Source organism: Streptomyces sp. NPDC007901 (genome assembly GCF_042959465.1).
In the GTDB taxonomy this organism is placed as follows: Bacteria; Actinomycetota; Actinomycetes; order Streptomycetales; family Streptomycetaceae; genus Streptomyces.
In genome coordinates, this window is record NZ_JBIBKW010000017.1 from 87193 (window position 1) to 103267 (window position 16075).

Consider the following 16075-nt stretch of genomic DNA (forward strand, 5'->3'; position numbering starts at 1 on the left):
CTCGCCTACTTTCGCATGACGGCGGGTTCGTGCCGGCGCAGCAGCCGGGACAGCACCACGCCGAAGCCGACCGCCAGTACCACCAGCATCAGCATGTTGCGCAGCCAGACGCCCGCCGAGTGCCGGAAGAACGGGTCGGCGGTGAGGGTGCCGGGGACGATCCGGTGCAGGTCGACAGTGCCGGCCATGGCGCCGAGCCCCCACCGCGAGGGCGCCAGCCAGGCGAGCTGCTCCAGACCGGGCACGCCGTTCACCTTCAGCACGGTCCCGCAGAAGACGACCTGGACGATGGTGAGCAGCACAAGGAGCGGCATCGTCACTTCTTCCTTGCGGACCAGCGCGGAGATCAGCAGGCCCAGCATCATCGCCGTGAAGGAGAGCACGGCCACAGCGACGGTGATCTCCAGCAGGGGCGACATGAACACCCCTGTGCCGCCGGGCGCGTTGAGGTCGACGCCGGCCAGGCCCACCAGGGTGAGCACGATCGCCTGGAGCACGGTGACGGCGCCGAGGACGACGACCTTCGACATCACGTACGCCGATCTGGGCAGGCCGACGGCTCTCTCGCGCTGGTAGATGACACGTTCCTTGACCAGCTCGCGCACGGCGTTGGCCGCGCCGGTCAGCACCCCGCCCACGCACAGGATGAGCAGCGCGTTGGTCGCGGTGTCGACGGTGAGTCTGCTGCCGGCGACGGCCCGGGCCATCGCGCCCATCACGAACGGCAGCCCGATCATGATGGCGAGGAAGGTCCGGTCGGCGGCGAGCGCGGCCGTGTAGCGGCGCACCAGCGTGGCGAACTGGGCGCCCCAGCTGCGCGGCCTCGGCGGCGGGGCCGGGGCGAGGGGCCCGGTACGCGGCACGACCGGCTGCGTGCTGGAGTTCACGATGTACTTCCGGTGGTACGACGAGTCGCGGTACTCCCCCGCCCAGTCCCGGCCGGTGTCCCGCTCGAACGCCTCGAAGGCCTCGGGCCACTCGTCGAACCCGAAGAAGCCGAGGGCGTCGCCGGGCGGTCCGAAGTAGGCGGTCCGTCCGCCCGGCGCGAGGACCAGGAGGCGGTCGCACGCGTCGAGGCTGAGCACGCTGTGGGTGACGACGATGACGGTGCGGCCGTCGTCGGCGAGGCCGCGCAGCATGTTCATCACCGACCGGTCCATGCCGGGGTCCAGTCCGGAGGTCGGTTCGTCGAGGAAGAGCAGCGACGGCTTCGTCAGCAGTTCCAGGGCGACGCTGACCCGCTTGCGCTGCCCGCCGGAGAGGCTGTGCACGGGCTGCTCGGCGCGCTGTTCCAGGCCCAGTTCCCGGATGACCTCCTCGACCCGTTCCCGGCGCTCGGCCTTCGCGGTGTCCTCGGGGAAGCGGAGTTCGGCGGCGTAGGTGAGGGCGCTGCGGACGGTCAGCTGGACGTGCAGGATGTCGTCCTGTGGGACCAGGCCGATGCGCTGGCGCAGTTCGGCGTAGTCGCGGTAGAGGTCGCGGCCGTCGTAGAGGACGGTGCCGTGCTCGGCGGGGCGCTGGCCGGTGAGGGCGCCCAGCAGCGTGGACTTGCCGGCGCCGCTGGGTCCGACCACCGCGAGCAGGCACTTCTCGCCCACCGGGAAGGAGACGTGGTCCAGCAGGATCTTGCGGCCGCGGTCGACGGCGACGGTGAGGTCCTGGACGTCGAGGGAGACCTCGCCGGTGTCGACGTACTCCTGCAGCCTGCCGTCGACCAGGCAGAACGCCGAGTGGCCGATGCCGACGACGTCCCGGGGGCCGAGCGGGGCGCGGGTGACGGTGCGGCCGTTGAGGTAGGTGCCGTTGTGGCTGTCGAGGTCGACGATCTCGTGGCCGCCGTCGGGGTGGGCGCGCAGTTCGGCGTGGTGGCGGGAGACGACCAGGTCGTCGACGACGACGTCGTTGTCGAGGGCGCGGCCGATGCGGACCGTGCCGGCCTGGAGCGGCCGTACCGAGGACGGTTGCCGGAAGGTGCCGGTCCGGCTGGGCATCGAGACGACGGAGGGGCGGTCCGGGGCGGGCGGTGCGCGGCCCACCAGGACGGCGCTCGGTCCGTCGGCGGGGCTGCCGAAGCGGATGACCGTGCCGGGGCCGACCTCCCATTCCCGCACGCGGCGGCCGTCGGCGTAGGTGCCGTTGGTGCTGTCCTCGTCCTCGAGCGTCCAGTGCCCGTTGACGGGCCGGAGCACCGCGTGGTGCCAGGAGACCCGGGCATCGTCGATGACGATGTCGCTGTACGGGTCGCGTCCGACGTGGTAGTCGCGGCCCGGGCTCATCACCGTGGAGCCCGTGTCGGTCTCCAGGACGAGTTCGGGCGCCGTCGAGGCGACCGGCCGCTCCGCCATGGGGAGAATTCTACCGATCCGACCCCTTATACGCCTGGCCATGCCGCCGGGCGGCGGCTGTCACGTGTCAGGCGACGGGGACGACGAGTGCCGGGATGGTGCGCTGCATACGGAGGGCGTCGACGGACTCGGCGAGCAGTTCGTACTCGGTGGTGTCGTCCTGGACGGCGATCCTGACCAGCCGTCCGCCGGCCAGTTCGTCGGCGACGAGTTCCTGCCGGACCACGTCGGAGCACCAGGCGCGCAGCAGGCCGGGCACGTCAAGGACGGTCTCCGCGACCGGGACGAGCGCCCCCTGCGGAAATCTGGGGTTCTCGGGTAAGGGGTCCAGTCGCTCCGCGATCCAGGAGGCCCGGTCCCGTAACCACCACAGCGCCAGTGCCAGGGTCGGCGCACGGTAGGTGCCGAGCGGAACGCCGATGCGCTGCCCGCCGCACGTGCCGTATGCCGTGACATGGCACAGGAATTCGTCGTGCACGATCACTCCCCCGTAGCTCGCCGGTGTGCCGTCGCGGGCCGGTTTTCCGTGCGGCTCCTGTGCGGTGAAGTGCCCCTGACATTCGAGTATGTTCACTTTCGAAACACTGTCACCACGCCTTTCCGGCCAGTCTCTTGGCATATTCCCTCTGCGAATTGGCCGAAATGCGCGAGCTGTACCGGCCAACCTTCATTACCCGAGGGGTAATCGACCCGGCGCGCGGCCCCGGGCATGGTGGTGCCAACGGATCGGCGCACACCGCGATCCACCACCTGACCAGCGATGACGACCCTCGATGGAGGCTGATCCGCCATGTCCGTGAACACCGACCGTCACCAGACCGCCGCCGCCCGCTACTTCGAGGCCTGGAACGCCACCGAGCCGGAGGCGCTGCGCAAGGCGGTCGCCGCGGCCTGGGCCCCGGAGGGCTCCTACACCGACCCGCTGGCCGATGTCGCGGGGCATGCGCAGATCGCGGCCGTGATCGCGGCGGCGCACGAGCAGTTCCCCGGTTTCGCGTTCCGTCCGCTCGGCGCGGTGGACGGTCACCACGACACCGCGCGCTTCGGCTGGGAGCTGGTGAACGAGGCCGACGGCTCCGCACCGGTGGCCGGTTTTGACGTGGTCACGATCGACGAGGAGGGCCGGATCCGCCGGGTGCTGGGTTTCCTCGACCGGGTTCCGGCCGGAGCCTGAGCCGGCGATGAGTTCCGCCGCTCGCGTCGGTCTCCTGAACGAAAGACCACCGCGAGCGGAGGACCGCCATGAATACGACCGTACGGCTGGACGTGGAATTCACCGCCGTCCTGCGCAGGAGCCCGGCGAAAGGCGGCTGGACCTATGTCGTCTGGCCCGGGTCCGCCACGTTCTTCGGCACCCGGGGGCTCGTCAGGATCGCCGGGACGGTGGACGGGCACCCGTTCCGGAGTTCCTTCATGGCCCTGGGCGACGGCACGCACAAGCTTCCCGTGCGTGCCGACGTCCGCAAGGCGATCGGGAAGGGTGAGGGGGACGCGGTCCTCGTCCGCCTCACCGAACGCGTCAGCGGTTGATGATCGCGTCGATCCGCGTCAGTTCCTCCGCGTCGAAGTCCAGGTTGGCGGCGGCGCCGACGCAGTCCTCGACCTGCCGCACGCTGCTGGCGCCGATCAGCGCGGAGGTCACCCGGCCGCCGCGCAGCACCCAGGACAGGGCGAGCTGGGCCAGGGTCTGGCCGCGGCCCTTGGCGACCTCGTCGAGCTCGCGGAGCTGCCCGACCAGGTCCTCGGTGACCGCGTCCGAGTTGAGGAACGGGCTGTCGCTCGCCGCCCGGGAGCCCTCGGGAATGCCGTCGAGGTAGCGGCCGGTCAGCAGGCCCTGCTCCAGCGGGGAGAAGACGATGGAGCCGACCTGGAGCTCGTCGAGCGCGTCCAGCAGGCCCTCGGTCTCCGGGCGGCGGTCGAGCATCGAGTAGCGGGGCTGGTGGATGAGCAGCGGGGTGCCGAGCTCGCCGAGGATGCGGGCGGCCTCGCGGGTCTGCTCCGCCGAGTAGTTGGAGATGCCCACGTACAGCGCCTTGCCCTGCTGCACCGCGGAGTGCAGGGCGCCCATCGTCTCCTCCAGCGGAGTCTCCGGGTCCGGGCGGTGCGAGTAGAAGATGTCGACGTAGTCCAGGCCCATCCGGGTCAGGGACTGGTCGAGGGACGACAGCAGGTACTTGCGGGAGCCCCACTCGCCGTACGGGCCCGGCCACATCAGATAGCCGGCCTTGGTGGAGATGATCAGCTCGTCCCGGTACGCCGCGAAGTCCGCCTTCAGGGCCTCGCCGAACGCGGACTCGGCGGCGCCGGGCGGCGGGCCGTAGTTGTTGGCGAGGTCGAAGTGGGTGACGCCGAGGTCGAAGGCGCGGCGCAGGATGGCGCGCTGGGTCGTCACCGGCCGGTCGGGCCCGAAGTTGTGCCAGAGGCCGAGCGACAGCGCGGGAAACTTCAGGCCGCTGCGGCCGCTGCGGCGGTACGGCATGTCGGCGTAGCGGTCGGGGTGTGCGGTGTACAACGCGACTCCAGAGGGGTTGGCACACGATCTACCGATCCCACTCTTTCCCGAGCCGCGGGCAGTGGTCCAACAGAAGAATCCGATGGAATTGTGCGGTTAGGCTTCTCAATCATGGAACTGCGTCATCTCCAGCACTTCGTCGCGGTCGCCGAGGACCAGCACTTCACCCGGGCGGCCGAGCGGCTGATGGTGTCCCAGTCCGGGCTGTCGGCGTCGATCCGGGCCCTGGAGCGGGAGCTGCGGGCACCGCTCTTCGTGCGGACGACCCGCCGGGTGACGCTGACCGAGGCGGGCCGGGCGCTGCTCGGCGAGGCGGAGCGCATCCTCGCCCAGGTGCGGTCGGCGCACGAGGCGGTGGCGGCGGTGCAGGGCGTGCTGCGCGGCACACTGGCGCTGGGCACCGAGCAGTGCATCGCCGGGGTGCATGTGGCGGGGCTCCTCGCCGCGTTCCGGCGCCGCCACCCCGACGTCGAGATCCGGCTGCGGCAGGCGGGGTCGGGGGCGCTGGCCGAGGAGGTCGCGGCGGGCCGGCTCGACCTGGCCTTCGCCTACCGCACCCAGGACGACACCGACCAGCTGCGCTCCGTGGCGCTGACCAGCGAGCCGATCACCGTGCTCTGCCATCCCAGCCACCGGCTGGCCACGGCGGGCGCGGCGGTGCTCCCGGAGGACCTCGGCGGGGAGGTGTTCGTCGACTTCCACCCGGACTGGGGCCCGCGCCGAGCGACCGACGCGGCCTTCGCCTCGGCGGGCGTACGGCGCACGGTCGCGCTGGAGGTCAACGACGTCCACAGCCTCCTCGACCTGGTCGACGAGAACCTCGGTGTCGCCGTCGTCCCCCGCCACTTCCGGCACAAGCGGCCCGCGCTCACCGCGCTCGCCCTCAAGGACACGGACGAAGCCGCGTACGAGACGGTCGCCCTGCTGCCGCCCGAGACGGCCACCAGCCCCGCGGCCCGGGCCCTGATCACCCTCCTCGAAACAGGGGGCCTGACACCACCCCCGGACGGGGCCTGCCCCTCCTGACCCCGGCTCCCCGCCGCCGCAGACTCGTGACCGTCACCTACGGAAACGGGGAGTGCGGAGATGGCGGAACACACACGGCGTACGGTGCTGCGCGGGGCGGCGGGCATCGCGGCGGCGAGCGCGCTGACGGGAGCGGCGACCCGGCCGGCAGCGGCGGCGACCGCGCCGGCGGAGCACCGGTATCCCTTCCTGGAGGGCGCGTTCACCCCGGTCACCGAGGAACTCACGGCCTTCGACCTGCCGGTCACCGGCCGTGTCCCGCACGAGCTGAACGGGCGCTATCTGCGCAACGGCCCGAACGTCCTCGGCCTGGAGGATCCGCGTGCCCACCACTGGATGCTCGGCGACGGCATGGTGCACGGGGTGCGGCTGCGGGACGGCCGCGCCGAGTGGTACCGCAACCGCTGGGTGCGCTCCTCCCAGGTGGCGGCCAAGCTCGGGGAGTCCTCCCCGAGCCCGGTCCCGCCCGACGACTTCGCCTGCAACACGCATGTCATCCCCTATCGGGGACGCATCCTCGCGCTGCAGGAGAGCGGCCCGCTGCCGTACGAGCTCGACGGCGAGCTCAACACGGTGGGCACGCACGACTTCCGGGGCACCCTGGAGGGCGCGTTCACCGCGCACACCAAGTACGACGCGCACACCGACGAGCTGCACGCGATCACCTACTACCCGACCTGGGACCACGTCCGGCACCTGGTCGTCGGCCCGGACGGCCGGCTCGCCCGCACCACGCGGATCCCGGTCGCCGACGCGCCGATGATGCACGACTTCGCCCTCACCGAGAGGCATGTGGTGGTCTTCGACGTCCCGGTCACCTTCGACCCGGCGGCCGCCGAGCGCGGCGTCCCGGTGCCGTACGTCTGGAACCGCGAGCACCCGGCGCGGGTCGGTGTGATGCCCCGGGGCGGGGGCGCGGTCCGCTGGTTCGGCGTCGACCCGGTGTTCTACTCGCACACGCTCAACGCGTACGACGAGGGGGCGTCCGTGGTGATCGACCTGACGACGTATCCGGCGCCGTTCGACGTCGCGGGCCGGACCACCGACGGACCGCACGCGGTCGGCACCGGGAAGCTGGAGCGCTGGACCGTCGATCTGCGCCACGGGCGGGTCCGCCGGCGCACGCTGGACGACCGGCCGCAGGAATTCCCGCGCGTCAACGAGGAGTTGGTGTCGCACCGGCACCGCTACGGCTACTCGGCGGCGGCCGCCGAGATGTCCGTCGCCTATCTGGCGGGCGATGGCAACCCGCCGGACCGCGCGTTCTCCAACGCCCTCTTCAAGCACGACCTGGCGCGCGGCACGGCCCAGGTGCACCGGCTGCCGAGGGGCGCCGCGGCGGGCGAGGCGGTGTTCGTACCGCGCGAACACGCGGCCCAGGAGGACGACGGGTACGCCCTCGCCTATGTCCACAACCCCGACCGGGGCGCCGCCGACCTGGTGATCCTCGCCGCGCAGGACTTCACCGGCGAGCCGGTCGCCCGGATCCATCTGCCCGGCCGGGTGCCGCTGGGGTTCCACGGAAGCTGGATTCCGGACGCATGACGGCCGGGGATGCGCGATCGTGGTCGCATGCATGCAAGGGACATCCTCATCGACGGCTTCGGCCGCATCCAGGAAGAAGTCCATGCCGCCCTCGACGGCCTCGACCCCGATCTGCTCAACCGGCGCCCGGCCCCCGACGCCAACTCCGTCACCTGGCTGGTCTGGCACCTCACCCGGATCCAGGACGACCACATCGCCGACGCCTTCGACCTGGACCAGGTGTGGCTGACCCAGGGCTGGGAGAAACGCTTCGGCCTCGACCTGCTGCCCCATGACCACGGGTACGGCCACACCGCCGCGCAGGTCGCGAAGGTCACGGTGGACTCCGGCGACCTGCTGACCGGCTACTACGACGCGGTGCACGAGCAGACCCTGCGGATGCTCCGCGACCTCCCCGCGACGGACCTCGAACGGATCGTGGACGTCCGCTGGGATCCGCCGGTCACACTGGGCGTGCGGCTGGTGAGCGTCCTGTCCGACGACCTGCAGCACGTCGGACAGGCCGCCTACCTGCGGGGGCTGCTTCAGAGCACGGCGGCGTAACCCGGCAGGACGACGTCCTCGATGAGGGCCTTGCGCTCGTCGAACGGGATGAACGCGCTCTTCAGGGCGTTCACCGTGACCGTGCGCAGGTCCTCGACGCCCCAGCCGGCCTCCTCGACCAGCAGGGACATCTCCCGGGTCATCGTCGTGCCGGAGACCAGCCGGTTGTCGGTGTTGAGGGTGACCCGGAAGCCCAGCTCCTTCAGCGCGGTGATCGGGTGCTCGGCGATCGAGGTGGCGCAGCCGGTCTGGAGGTTGGAGGTGGGGCACATCTCCAGGGCGATCCGGCGGTCGCGCACCCAGCTCGCGAGGCGGCCGAGCTTGCCGTCGACGATGTCCTCGGTGATGCGCACGCCGTGTCCGATGCGCTGGGCGCCGCAGGCCTGGATCGCCTGGTGGATGCTGGGCAGGCCGAAGGCCTCACCGGCGTGGATGGTGAAGGGCACGTTCTCGCCGCGCAGGTGCGTGAAGGCGTCCAGGTGGTCGACGGCCGGGAACCCGTCCTCGGCGCCGGCGATGTCGAAGCCGACGACGCCCGCGTCCCGGTAGGCGACGGCCAGTTCGGCGGCCTCGCGGACGCGGTCGAACATGCGCATGCCGCAGAGCAGGGTGCCGACGCGGACGGGCGTCCCCGCGGCGGCGGCCTTGGCCATACCGGCGGCGAGCCCCTCCTGCACGCTCTCCACGACCTCGTTGAGCGTGAGCCCGCCCTTGACGTTCAGCTCCGGCGCGTAGCGCACCTCGCCGTACACGACGCCGTCGGCGGCCAGGTCGAGGACGTACTCCTCGGCGACCCGCCGCAGCCCCTCCTTGCTCTGCAGCACCGCGAGGGTGTGCTCGAAGGTGGCTATGTAGCGGACCAGGTCTCCGGAGTTCGCGGCCTCGACATACCAGGCGGCCAGCTCGTCGGGGTCGGTGGTGGGCAGGGTGTGACCGACCTCGGCCGCCAGCTCGACGAGGGTGGCGGGGCGCAGGCCGCCGTCGAGGTGGTCGTGCAGGACGGCCTTGGGGAGGCGACGGATCACATCTGCGTCTACGCGCGTAGCGGTCATGGCGGGGCTTTCCTCGGCAGGTGGTTCGGGGTGATCGGTCAGGTCAGGCGGCGGGCTGGAGCAGGTCCCAGCGGTTGCCGTAGAGGTCCTGGAAGACGGCGACGGTGCCGTACGGCTCGTGCCGCGGCTCCTCCAGGAAGGTCACGCCGGCGGCGGCCATGCGGGTGTGGTCGCGGGCGAAGTCGTCGGTGTGCAGGAAGAACCCGACACGCCCGCCGGTCTGGTCACCGACCCGGGCACGCTGGTCCTCGTCCTTCGCGCGGGCGAGCAGCAGTCCGGTACCGGCCCCCTCCGCTCCCGGCTCCACGACGACCCAGCGGGACCCGTCCGGGCGGGGCGCGTCCTCGACGAGCCGGAACCCGAGGGCCTCGGTGTAGAAGCGGATCGCCTCGTCGTAGTCGCCGACGACGAGGGTGACCAGGGCGACGCGTCGCATGGGGGCCTTTCGGTGGGGGCGGTTAGCGGGAGAGGTTATACGTAAAACTTAACGGATGCCAGTTCGGCTTTTTCCTGGGGTGACTCTTCGAGAGGCGACGCCTGGAGCGCCCCGTCAGGGGCGCTGGGGGTACCCCCGGCCGAAGGCTGGGGGAGGAACTGCGCGACCAGCCACGACGGACCCGCACCCGACGACCGGCCGTCCCTTACCGCTCCGCTTCCCCCTGGGCGACCTCCACCCGATGGTGGAAGTCGACCATCCCGGTCACCGACGCGGCGCACGACAGCCCGACACCGGCCACCAGCAGCACCGCGACCCACGCTCCGGCCCGCCGCCGGCCACGCGGCGCCAGCAGCGCCTGCACCCGCTGCGGCACCGGCCCCGACGCGACCCCCGGCACGAACACCGGCCGCCGCACGCCCCCGCCCTGCCCCGCCAGCGCGGCCCTCGCGATCGCGCGGGCCGTCAGCCGCCGGTCCCCCACCGCACGCGCCGCGGCCTCGTCGGCCACCCGCTCCACGGCGAGCCGAATGACGTCCCGGACCCGCCGCAGCGCCGGATGACAGTGCGCCGCGAACTCGGCCACCGCGAGGAAGAAGTGGTGCCCGCCGGCGTTGTGCGCCCGCTCGTGCGCGAACAGTGCCTCCCGCTCGGCCCCGTCGAGGCTGCGCAGCATCGCGGTGGTGACCACGATCCGATGCGGCCGGCCCGGCAGCGCGTACGCGTCCGGACACGGCGAGTCGACGACGCACAGGTCGCCCGCGGCGGCCCGCCCGGCCTCCGCCCGGGCCGCGTGGAAGGCACGCGCCTGGCGGAGCACCGTCCGGACCAGGCGCCGGGTGCCCAGCGCGACGGCGCCGACCGAGACGGCCGCCAGCGGCAGCACCAGGCGGTCGGAGCCGAAGCGCAGCGGGCGGATCAGCTCACCGAGCGTGGCGAAGAACGGGACCTTGAGCAGCCCGGTGAGGACGAACGCGCCGAGCGCCGCCAGGGAGCACCCCGCGAGGGCGACGGCCGCGCCGGTCACTGCCCAGAGCGCGACGCCGGGCGACAACCGGTCCAGCGCCCGCCGGGCCAGTGCCGGCAGAGCGAACGGCACGAGCAGGGGCAGGATCAGCAGGGCGATCATCATCCACCGGACTGCTCGTCGGCTTCGAGCAGGCCGCGCAGCACCCGCTCGTCGTCCGGGCTGAGCTGGGCGACGAACCGGGCGAGCACGGTCTCCCGGTCACTGTCCCGGTCGAGTTCGCTGTGCATCCGCTTCGCGGTCAGGCCCTGCGCGTCCTGGACGGGGAAGTAGGCGAACCCGCGCCCCTGGCGGTGCCGGTCGACCACGCCCTTGTCGTGCAGCCGGGTGAGGATCGTCGTCACGGTGGTGCGGGCCAGGTCGGTGCCGAGGCTGTGCTGCACCTGGCCGGGGGTCTGGGGCGCGCCGGCGGCCCAGAGAGCCGCCATGACGCTCGCCTCGAGTTCGCCGGCGGGCCGGCGTTCGTCCTTCGCGTCGGCCATGGAAGATTCCTCACCCCTTCGTCGTCCACAGTCCGGCAGACCGTCTACGGCAGTGTAGTCAACACTGCGGCGGCCACCACCCGTGAGCCCATTATGGGGAGGACCGCCGTGGCGGACGGAAGAAATCTGACCCGCGGGTCAGGCGGCACCGGTGTGCAGGGCGTTCAGCCGGGCCAGCTCCTCCTCGGTGAACCGGAGGGCGCCCGCGGCAACGTTCTCGGCGAGGTGGTCCGGGTTTCCGGTGCCGGGTATCGCGAGGACGTGCGGGCCCTGGTGCAGGGTCCAGGCCAGGCGGATCTGGGCGGGACTGGCGTCGTGCGCACGGGCGACGGCGAGGACGGCCTCGTCGTGGTTCTCGGTGGCACCGTGGGCCCCGGCCTCGCCCGCGACGGCGAAGAACGGCACGAAGGCGATGCCCCGGTCGCCGCAGACGCGGACCAGTTCGTCGGTGGCCGGATCCCGCATGTCGAGGCCCCAGCGGTTCTGCACGCACACGACGGGGGCGATGGCGAGCGCCTCGTCGAGATGGCGCGGTTCGACGTCGGAGACGCCGAGGTGCCGGACCAGGCCCGCCTCGCGAAGTTCGGCGAGGGCGCCGAAGTGCTCGGCGATCGAGTCCTGGCCCATCCGGCGCAGGTTGACGACGTCGATGTGGTCGCGGCCGAGCTGGCGCAGGTTCTCCTCGACATGGCCGCGCAGCTGGTCGGGGCGGGCGGAGGTGTTCCACTCGCCGGAGTAGTCGCGGTAGGGGCCGACCTTGGTGACGATGACGAGGTCGGCCGGGTACGGGGACAGGGCGGTGTTGATGAGCTCGTTGGCGGAGCGCAGGGCGGAGAAGTAGAAGGCCGCCGTGTCGATGTGGTTCACACCGAGCTCGACGGCCTTGCGCAGCACGGCGACCGAGCGGGCGCGGTCGCTCGGGGTGCCGTGGTGGAAGGCGGCGCTGCCCGTCAGCCGCATCGCACCGAAGCCGAGTCGGTGGACGGGCAGGTCGCCCAGTTTCCAGGTGCCGGAGGCGTCCGCGGTGATCGTTTCGGAGGTCATCGACGGAGTCTGGCACACGGCCCCTGACGAGGGGGTCAGCAATACAGGTTGTTTCCGGCCCCGACACCGAGGATCTGCGTGAACTTCTGGTAGGCGCTGACCCGGCTCTGCACCTGCGCCGGGTTCTTGCCGTCGCACTCCAGGGAGCCGTTGATGGAGCGGATGGTCTGCCCGAAGCCGGCCTGGTTGACCATGGCGTTGTGGCCGGTCATGGTGCCGGGGCCCTTCTGGGTGTTCCAGTACCACAGGCCGGTCTTCCAGGCCACGGCGGAGTTGTTCTGGACTTGCCAGGGGTTGTTGAGGAGGTCGATGCCGAGCGCGTCGCCTGCGGCCTTGTAGTTGAAGTTCCAGCTGAGCTGGATGGGGCCGCGTCCGTAGTAGGCGGACTGGCCCGCGGGGCAGCCGTAGGACTGGCTCCAGTCGCAGTACGTCGGGTAGTTGGCGGTGTTCTGCTCGACGACGTAGACCAGGCCGCCGGTCTCGTGGCTGACGTTGGCGAGGAAGGCGGCGGCCTCCTGCTTCTTGACGGTGTCGCTGCCGGTGTTGGCGAAGCCCGGGTAGGCGCTGAGCGCGGCGGTGAGCCCGCTGTAGCTGTAGAACGAATCCCGGTTCGGGAACATCTGGTTGAACTGCGCCTCGCTGACGACGAAGCCGGCCGCGGAGGCCGTGGGGGCCGCCTGGAACACCAGGGCGGAGCTTCCTATGGCCAGCGAGGTCAGGAGTGCGGCGATGCGACGCCTCACACGGATCAACTCCTTTGCGGAGCACGGCCGCACCCCTCGAAGGGGGAGCGGCCGCGGTGGGGGGTGTGAGGCCCACTCAACTGCTTTGGTCTGTACCAGTCAAGGGTGTAGACCAGTCAACCCGGGACCCGTCTCCGGTCGGCGGTTTCCGCAATTGCGCCCGGAAACCAGGAAGTCGGGCATTCGACACCGCCCGTGACGGCAGCGCTCGGGCCCGGCCGCGTCAGCACGCGGCCGGGCCCGGAGGGAATCGGCGGATCAGCTCAGCGGCTTGGCGAGGACCGCCTTGCGGTGGCTGAACGTCTCGATGGAGTAGCGGCCGTGGTAGCTGCCCATGCCGCTCTCCCCCACCCCGCCGAACGGCAGGTCGGAGACCGTGAGATGGGCGACCGGGAGGCCGTAGCCGAGGCCGCCGGAGGAGGTCTCGGCGGCGAACCGCTCCCGGGTGGCGTCGGACTCGGTGAAGACGTAGAGCGCGAGGGGCTTGTCACGGTCGTTGACGAACCCGATCGCGCCGTCCAGGTCCGGGACGGTGACGATCGGCAGGACCGGGCCGAAGATCTCCTCCCGCATCACCGGGGACTCCGGGTCGACGTCGGCGAGCACGGTGGGCGCGATGTACTTGACAGCACGGTCGGTGTCGCCGCCGACCACCACCCGGCCCGAGCCGAGCAGTCCGCTGAGCCGGTCGAAGTGGCGCTCGTTGACGATCCGGCCGTACTCGCCGGACTCCTTCGGCTCGGCGCCGTACAGCGCCTGGACGGCCTTGGCCAGGGCGGGTTCCAGGGCGGCGGCCGTCTCGGGGTCGGTGAGGACGTAGTCGGGGGCCACGCAGGTCTGCCCCGCGTTGAGGAACTTGCCGCGGGCCAGCCGGTCGGCGACCACCGCGAGGTCGGTGTCGCGGTCGACGAACGCCGGGGACTTGCCGCCGAGTTCGAGGGCGACCGGGGTGAGGTGCTCGGCGGCGGCGCGCATGACGATGCGGCCGACCACGCCGTTGCCGGTGTAGAAGATGTGGTCGAAGCGCTCGGCGAGCAGGGCCGTGGTCTCCGGGACGCCACCCTCGACGACGGCGACCGCGTCGGGGTCGAGGTGGGCCGGGAGCAGCCGGGCCAGGGCCGCCGAGGTGGCCGGGGCCAGCTCGCTGGGCTTGGCGACCACCGCGTTGCCGGCCGCGAGGGCACCGGCCAGGGGCGCGAGCAGCAGCTGGGCGGGGTAGTTCCAGGGGGCGATGACGAGGACGACGCCGAGCGGGTCGTACTGCGTCCAGGCGGTCGCGTCGCCGCCCAGGTGCGCCGGGACGGGGGCGGGCTCGGGGCGCAGCCACTCGGCCAGGTGGTCGAGGGTGTGGTCGATCTCCCGGATCGTGAAGTCGATCTCCGTGCGGTAGGCCTCGCCGGTGCTCTTGCCCAGGTCGGCGTGGAGGGCCGCGGCCAGGTCCGCGCCGCCCTCGGTGAGCATGGCGCGCAGCCGGCGCAGCTGGTCGGTGCGCCACTCGACGGGCTTGGTGCGGCCGGTGCGGAAGGTGGCGCGCAGCCTGGCGACGACGTCGGCGGGCTGCTCGGGGAGGGACTGGTTCACGGATGCCTCGCTGGTGGTGCGCGCGGGCCCGACGGCCCGGCTGGGGTCTCAACAGTCAGATGTATATTGCAACCATTCAGGGGCCGAAGTAAATTCCGGCGGCCCGAAACTACTGCGGTTGACGAAGGTCACACCTGCTCAGCCGTTGAGTTCGTCCCGCCGCCGCGCGAGGTGTACCCGTTCAGGCAGGCTGCCGGTGAGCGCGATCGCCGCGTCGTACTCCGCCACCGCCTCGCCCGTCCTGCCGAGCCGGCGCAGCAGGTCGGCGCGGACCGCGTGCAGCACGTGGTAACCGTCCAGGTCCAGCGCGTCGACCAGGGCCAGCGCCTCGCCCGGGCCCTCGACCTCGGCCACCGCGACCGCCCGGTTGAGGGCGACGACCGGGCTCGGGGCGGTGGCCATGAGCCGGTCGTACAGCCGCAGGATCTGCCCCCAGTCGGTGGCCTCGGCCGTGGGCGCGTCGCTGTGCACGGCGTTGATCGCGGCCTGGATCTGGTACGGCCCCGGCCGGTTGCGCCGCAGGCACCGCCGGACCAGGTCCTGGCCCTCCCCGATCAGCTCCCGGTCCCACCGCCCGCGGTCCTGCTCGGGCAGCGGCACCAGCTCGCCGTCCGCCGACTCCCGGGCGGACCGCCGGGCCTCCACGAGCAGCATCAGCGCGAGCAGCCCGGCGGCCTCCGGCTCGTCCGGCATCAGCTCGTACAGCAGCCGCCCCAGGCGTACGGCTTCGGCGCACAGCGCGGGATCACCGCCGTACCCCTCGTTGAAGACGAGGTAGACGACGGCGAGCACCCCGTTCAGCCGGTCGGGCAGGTCGGCGTCCCTCGGCACCCGGTACGGGATGCCCGCGTCGCGGATCTTGGCCTTGGCGCGCACCAGGCGCTGGGCCAGGGTGGGCTCGGGGACCAGGAAGGCGCGGGCGATCTGGGCCGTGCTCAGTCCGCCCAGCAGGCGCAGGGTCAGGGCGACCCGGGACTGGAGGGCGAGGGCGGGGTGGCAGCAGGTGAAGATCAGCCGGAGCCGTTCGTCGCGCACGGGGCCCTCCTCGGCCGGTGCGTCGGGGGCGAGCAGCCGGGCGGCCTCGGTGTGCCGGGCGTCCCGGGAGGACTCGCGGCGCAGTCGGTCCAGCGCGCGGTTGCGGGCGGTGGTGATGATCCAGCCGGCCGGGCTCGGCGGCACCCCTTTCTCCGGCCATCTGTCGAGCGCCGCGGTGAAGGCGTCCTGGACCGCTTCCTCGGCGAGGTCGATGTCGCCGAGGAAGCGGACGAGGACCGAGACCGCGCGCCCGTACTCGGCACGGAAGGCGGCCTCGACGTCGGCGGCGTCCGCCATCAGTGCCGGCCCATGAAGGGCCGCACCTCGATGGGGAGGGTGGTGGCGAGGGCGCACTTGCGGCCCCACTCCAGGGCGGCGTCGAGGTCCTCCGCGCGGATCAGGCAGATCCCGCCGAGGTACTCCTTGCCCTCGGCGTAGGGGCCGTCGGTGATCAGCACGTCGCCGTCCTTGGGCCGCAGCACGGTGGCGGTCTCCGGGCCGTGCAGACCGTCCGCGAAGACCCAGGCGCCGGCGGCGCGCAGCTCGTCGTTGAACGCCTCGACGTCACGCATGATCGCGGCGAGCGCGTCGGGCGAGGGCGGGGTGCCGTCGGTCGGCTGGACCACGCTGAGCAGGTAGTGCTTCATGGGGTTCTCCCAGGTCGGTTCGGGATGTTCTCGCCTTCTACACGAACGGCAGCCCCC

At 72.0% G+C, this 16075-nt stretch carries 16 protein-coding genes and 1 pseudogene; 5 read left to right on the forward strand and 12 right to left on the reverse strand.

Translation table 11 applies throughout. The annotated features are described in order from the left end of the window. Positions 1 to 5: 5 nt before the first annotated feature. Positions 6 to 2345, reverse strand: a complete 2340-nt coding sequence (locus tag ACFZDK_RS40030; RefSeq protein WP_390980093.1) for an FHA domain-containing protein — start codon at positions 2343 to 2345, stop codon at positions 6 to 8. A 67-nt stretch (positions 2346 to 2412) separates the two neighbouring features. Then, the gene (locus ACFZDK_RS40035) at positions 2413 to 2823 is read right to left on the reverse strand and encodes a hypothetical protein (protein ID WP_390980336.1); all 411 of its coding nucleotides are present in this window, start codon (positions 2821 to 2823) and stop codon (positions 2413 to 2415) included. A gap of 312 nt (positions 2824 to 3135) precedes the next feature. On the opposite strand from ACFZDK_RS40035, the gene ACFZDK_RS40040 reads away from it, so the two are divergent. Together ACFZDK_RS40040 and ACFZDK_RS40045 are read left to right on the forward strand one after the other, a co-directional pair. Then, positions 3136 to 3519 carry a nuclear transport factor 2 family protein gene (locus ACFZDK_RS40040; protein WP_390980095.1) on the forward strand — a complete coding sequence of 128 codons (384 nt, stop codon included), beginning with the start codon at positions 3136 to 3138 and terminating at the stop codon, positions 3517 to 3519. Between the two features lie 68 nt (positions 3520 to 3587). Continuing rightward, positions 3588 to 3875: a DUF1905 domain-containing protein gene (locus ACFZDK_RS40045; protein WP_390980097.1), complete on the forward strand. Its 288-nt coding sequence runs from the start codon at positions 3588 to 3590 to the stop codon at positions 3873 to 3875. On the opposite strand, the gene mgrA is transcribed toward ACFZDK_RS40045, so the two are convergent. Continuing rightward, a complete protein-coding gene (mgrA, locus tag ACFZDK_RS40050) occupies positions 3865 to 4857 on the reverse strand; it encodes an L-glyceraldehyde 3-phosphate reductase (protein WP_390980099.1) in 993 nt (330 codons plus the stop codon). The genes ACFZDK_RS40045 and mgrA overlap by 11 nt on opposite strands. A gap of 111 nt (positions 4858 to 4968) precedes the next feature. Between mgrA and ACFZDK_RS40055 the strand changes: the two genes are divergently transcribed. The 3 genes from ACFZDK_RS40055 to ACFZDK_RS40065 are packed head-to-tail and all read left to right on the forward strand — an operon-like array spanning position 4969 to position 7971. After that, a complete protein-coding gene (locus tag ACFZDK_RS40055) occupies positions 4969 to 5883 on the forward strand; it encodes a LysR substrate-binding domain-containing protein (RefSeq protein WP_390980101.1) in 915 nt (304 codons plus the stop codon). Positions 5884 to 5943: 60 nt separating this feature from the next. Beyond that, entirely contained in the window at positions 5944 to 7428 is a 1485-nt protein-coding gene (locus ACFZDK_RS40060; protein WP_390980103.1) for a carotenoid oxygenase family protein, read from the forward strand. Between the two features lie 27 nt (positions 7429 to 7455). Further along, on the forward strand, positions 7456 to 7971 hold the full coding sequence (locus ACFZDK_RS40065; protein ID WP_390980105.1) for a DUF664 domain-containing protein: 516 nt from the start codon (positions 7456 to 7458) through the stop codon (positions 7969 to 7971). Here the strand turns inward: ACFZDK_RS40065 and ACFZDK_RS40070 are convergent. From ACFZDK_RS40070 to ACFZDK_RS40110, 9 genes and pseudogenes are all read right to left on the reverse strand, one after another. Then, positions 7953 to 9023 (reverse strand): adenosine deaminase, encoded by a 1071-nt coding sequence (locus ACFZDK_RS40070; RefSeq protein ID WP_390980107.1) that lies wholly within the window; start codon positions 9021 to 9023, stop codon positions 7953 to 7955. The genes ACFZDK_RS40065 and ACFZDK_RS40070 overlap by 19 nt on opposite strands. 43 nt (positions 9024 to 9066) lie before the next feature. Then, complete coding sequence (locus tag ACFZDK_RS40075) at positions 9067 to 9459, reverse strand: VOC family protein (protein ID WP_390980109.1); 393 nt, start codon at positions 9457 to 9459, stop codon at positions 9067 to 9069. Positions 9460 to 9664: 205 nt separating this feature from the next. Continuing rightward, entirely contained in the window at positions 9665 to 10588 is a 924-nt protein-coding gene (locus ACFZDK_RS40080; RefSeq protein WP_390980338.1) for a M48 family metalloprotease, read from the reverse strand. Then, positions 10588 to 10968, reverse strand: coding sequence for a BlaI/MecI/CopY family transcriptional regulator (locus ACFZDK_RS40085; protein ID WP_390980111.1), 381 nt, complete (start codon positions 10966 to 10968; stop codon positions 10588 to 10590). Before ACFZDK_RS40085 ends, ACFZDK_RS40080 begins: the two co-directional genes overlap by 1 nt. Before the next feature lie 138 nt (positions 10969 to 11106). Beyond that, positions 11107 to 12012, reverse strand: coding sequence for an aldo/keto reductase (locus ACFZDK_RS40090; RefSeq protein WP_390980113.1), 906 nt, complete (start codon positions 12010 to 12012; stop codon positions 11107 to 11109). Between the two features lie 35 nt (positions 12013 to 12047). Continuing rightward, positions 12048 to 12755, reverse strand: a complete 708-nt coding sequence (locus ACFZDK_RS40095) for a glycoside hydrolase family 19 protein (RefSeq protein WP_390980115.1) — start codon at positions 12753 to 12755, stop codon at positions 12048 to 12050. A gap of 258 nt (positions 12756 to 13013) precedes the next feature. Beyond that, positions 13014 to 14357 (reverse strand): annotated as a pseudogene (locus ACFZDK_RS40100) (aldehyde dehydrogenase family protein); the annotation flags it as partial. Positions 14358 to 14474: 117 nt separating this feature from the next. Continuing rightward, positions 14475 to 15668 (reverse strand): sigma-70 family RNA polymerase sigma factor, encoded by a 1194-nt coding sequence (locus tag ACFZDK_RS40105; RefSeq protein WP_390980117.1) that lies wholly within the window; start codon positions 15666 to 15668, stop codon positions 14475 to 14477. Next, on the reverse strand, positions 15668 to 16018 hold the full coding sequence (locus ACFZDK_RS40110) for a YciI family protein (RefSeq protein WP_390980119.1): 351 nt from the start codon (positions 16016 to 16018) through the stop codon (positions 15668 to 15670). The genes ACFZDK_RS40105 and ACFZDK_RS40110 overlap by 1 nt, the downstream gene beginning before the upstream one ends. Positions 16019 to 16075 lie beyond the last annotated feature (57 nt).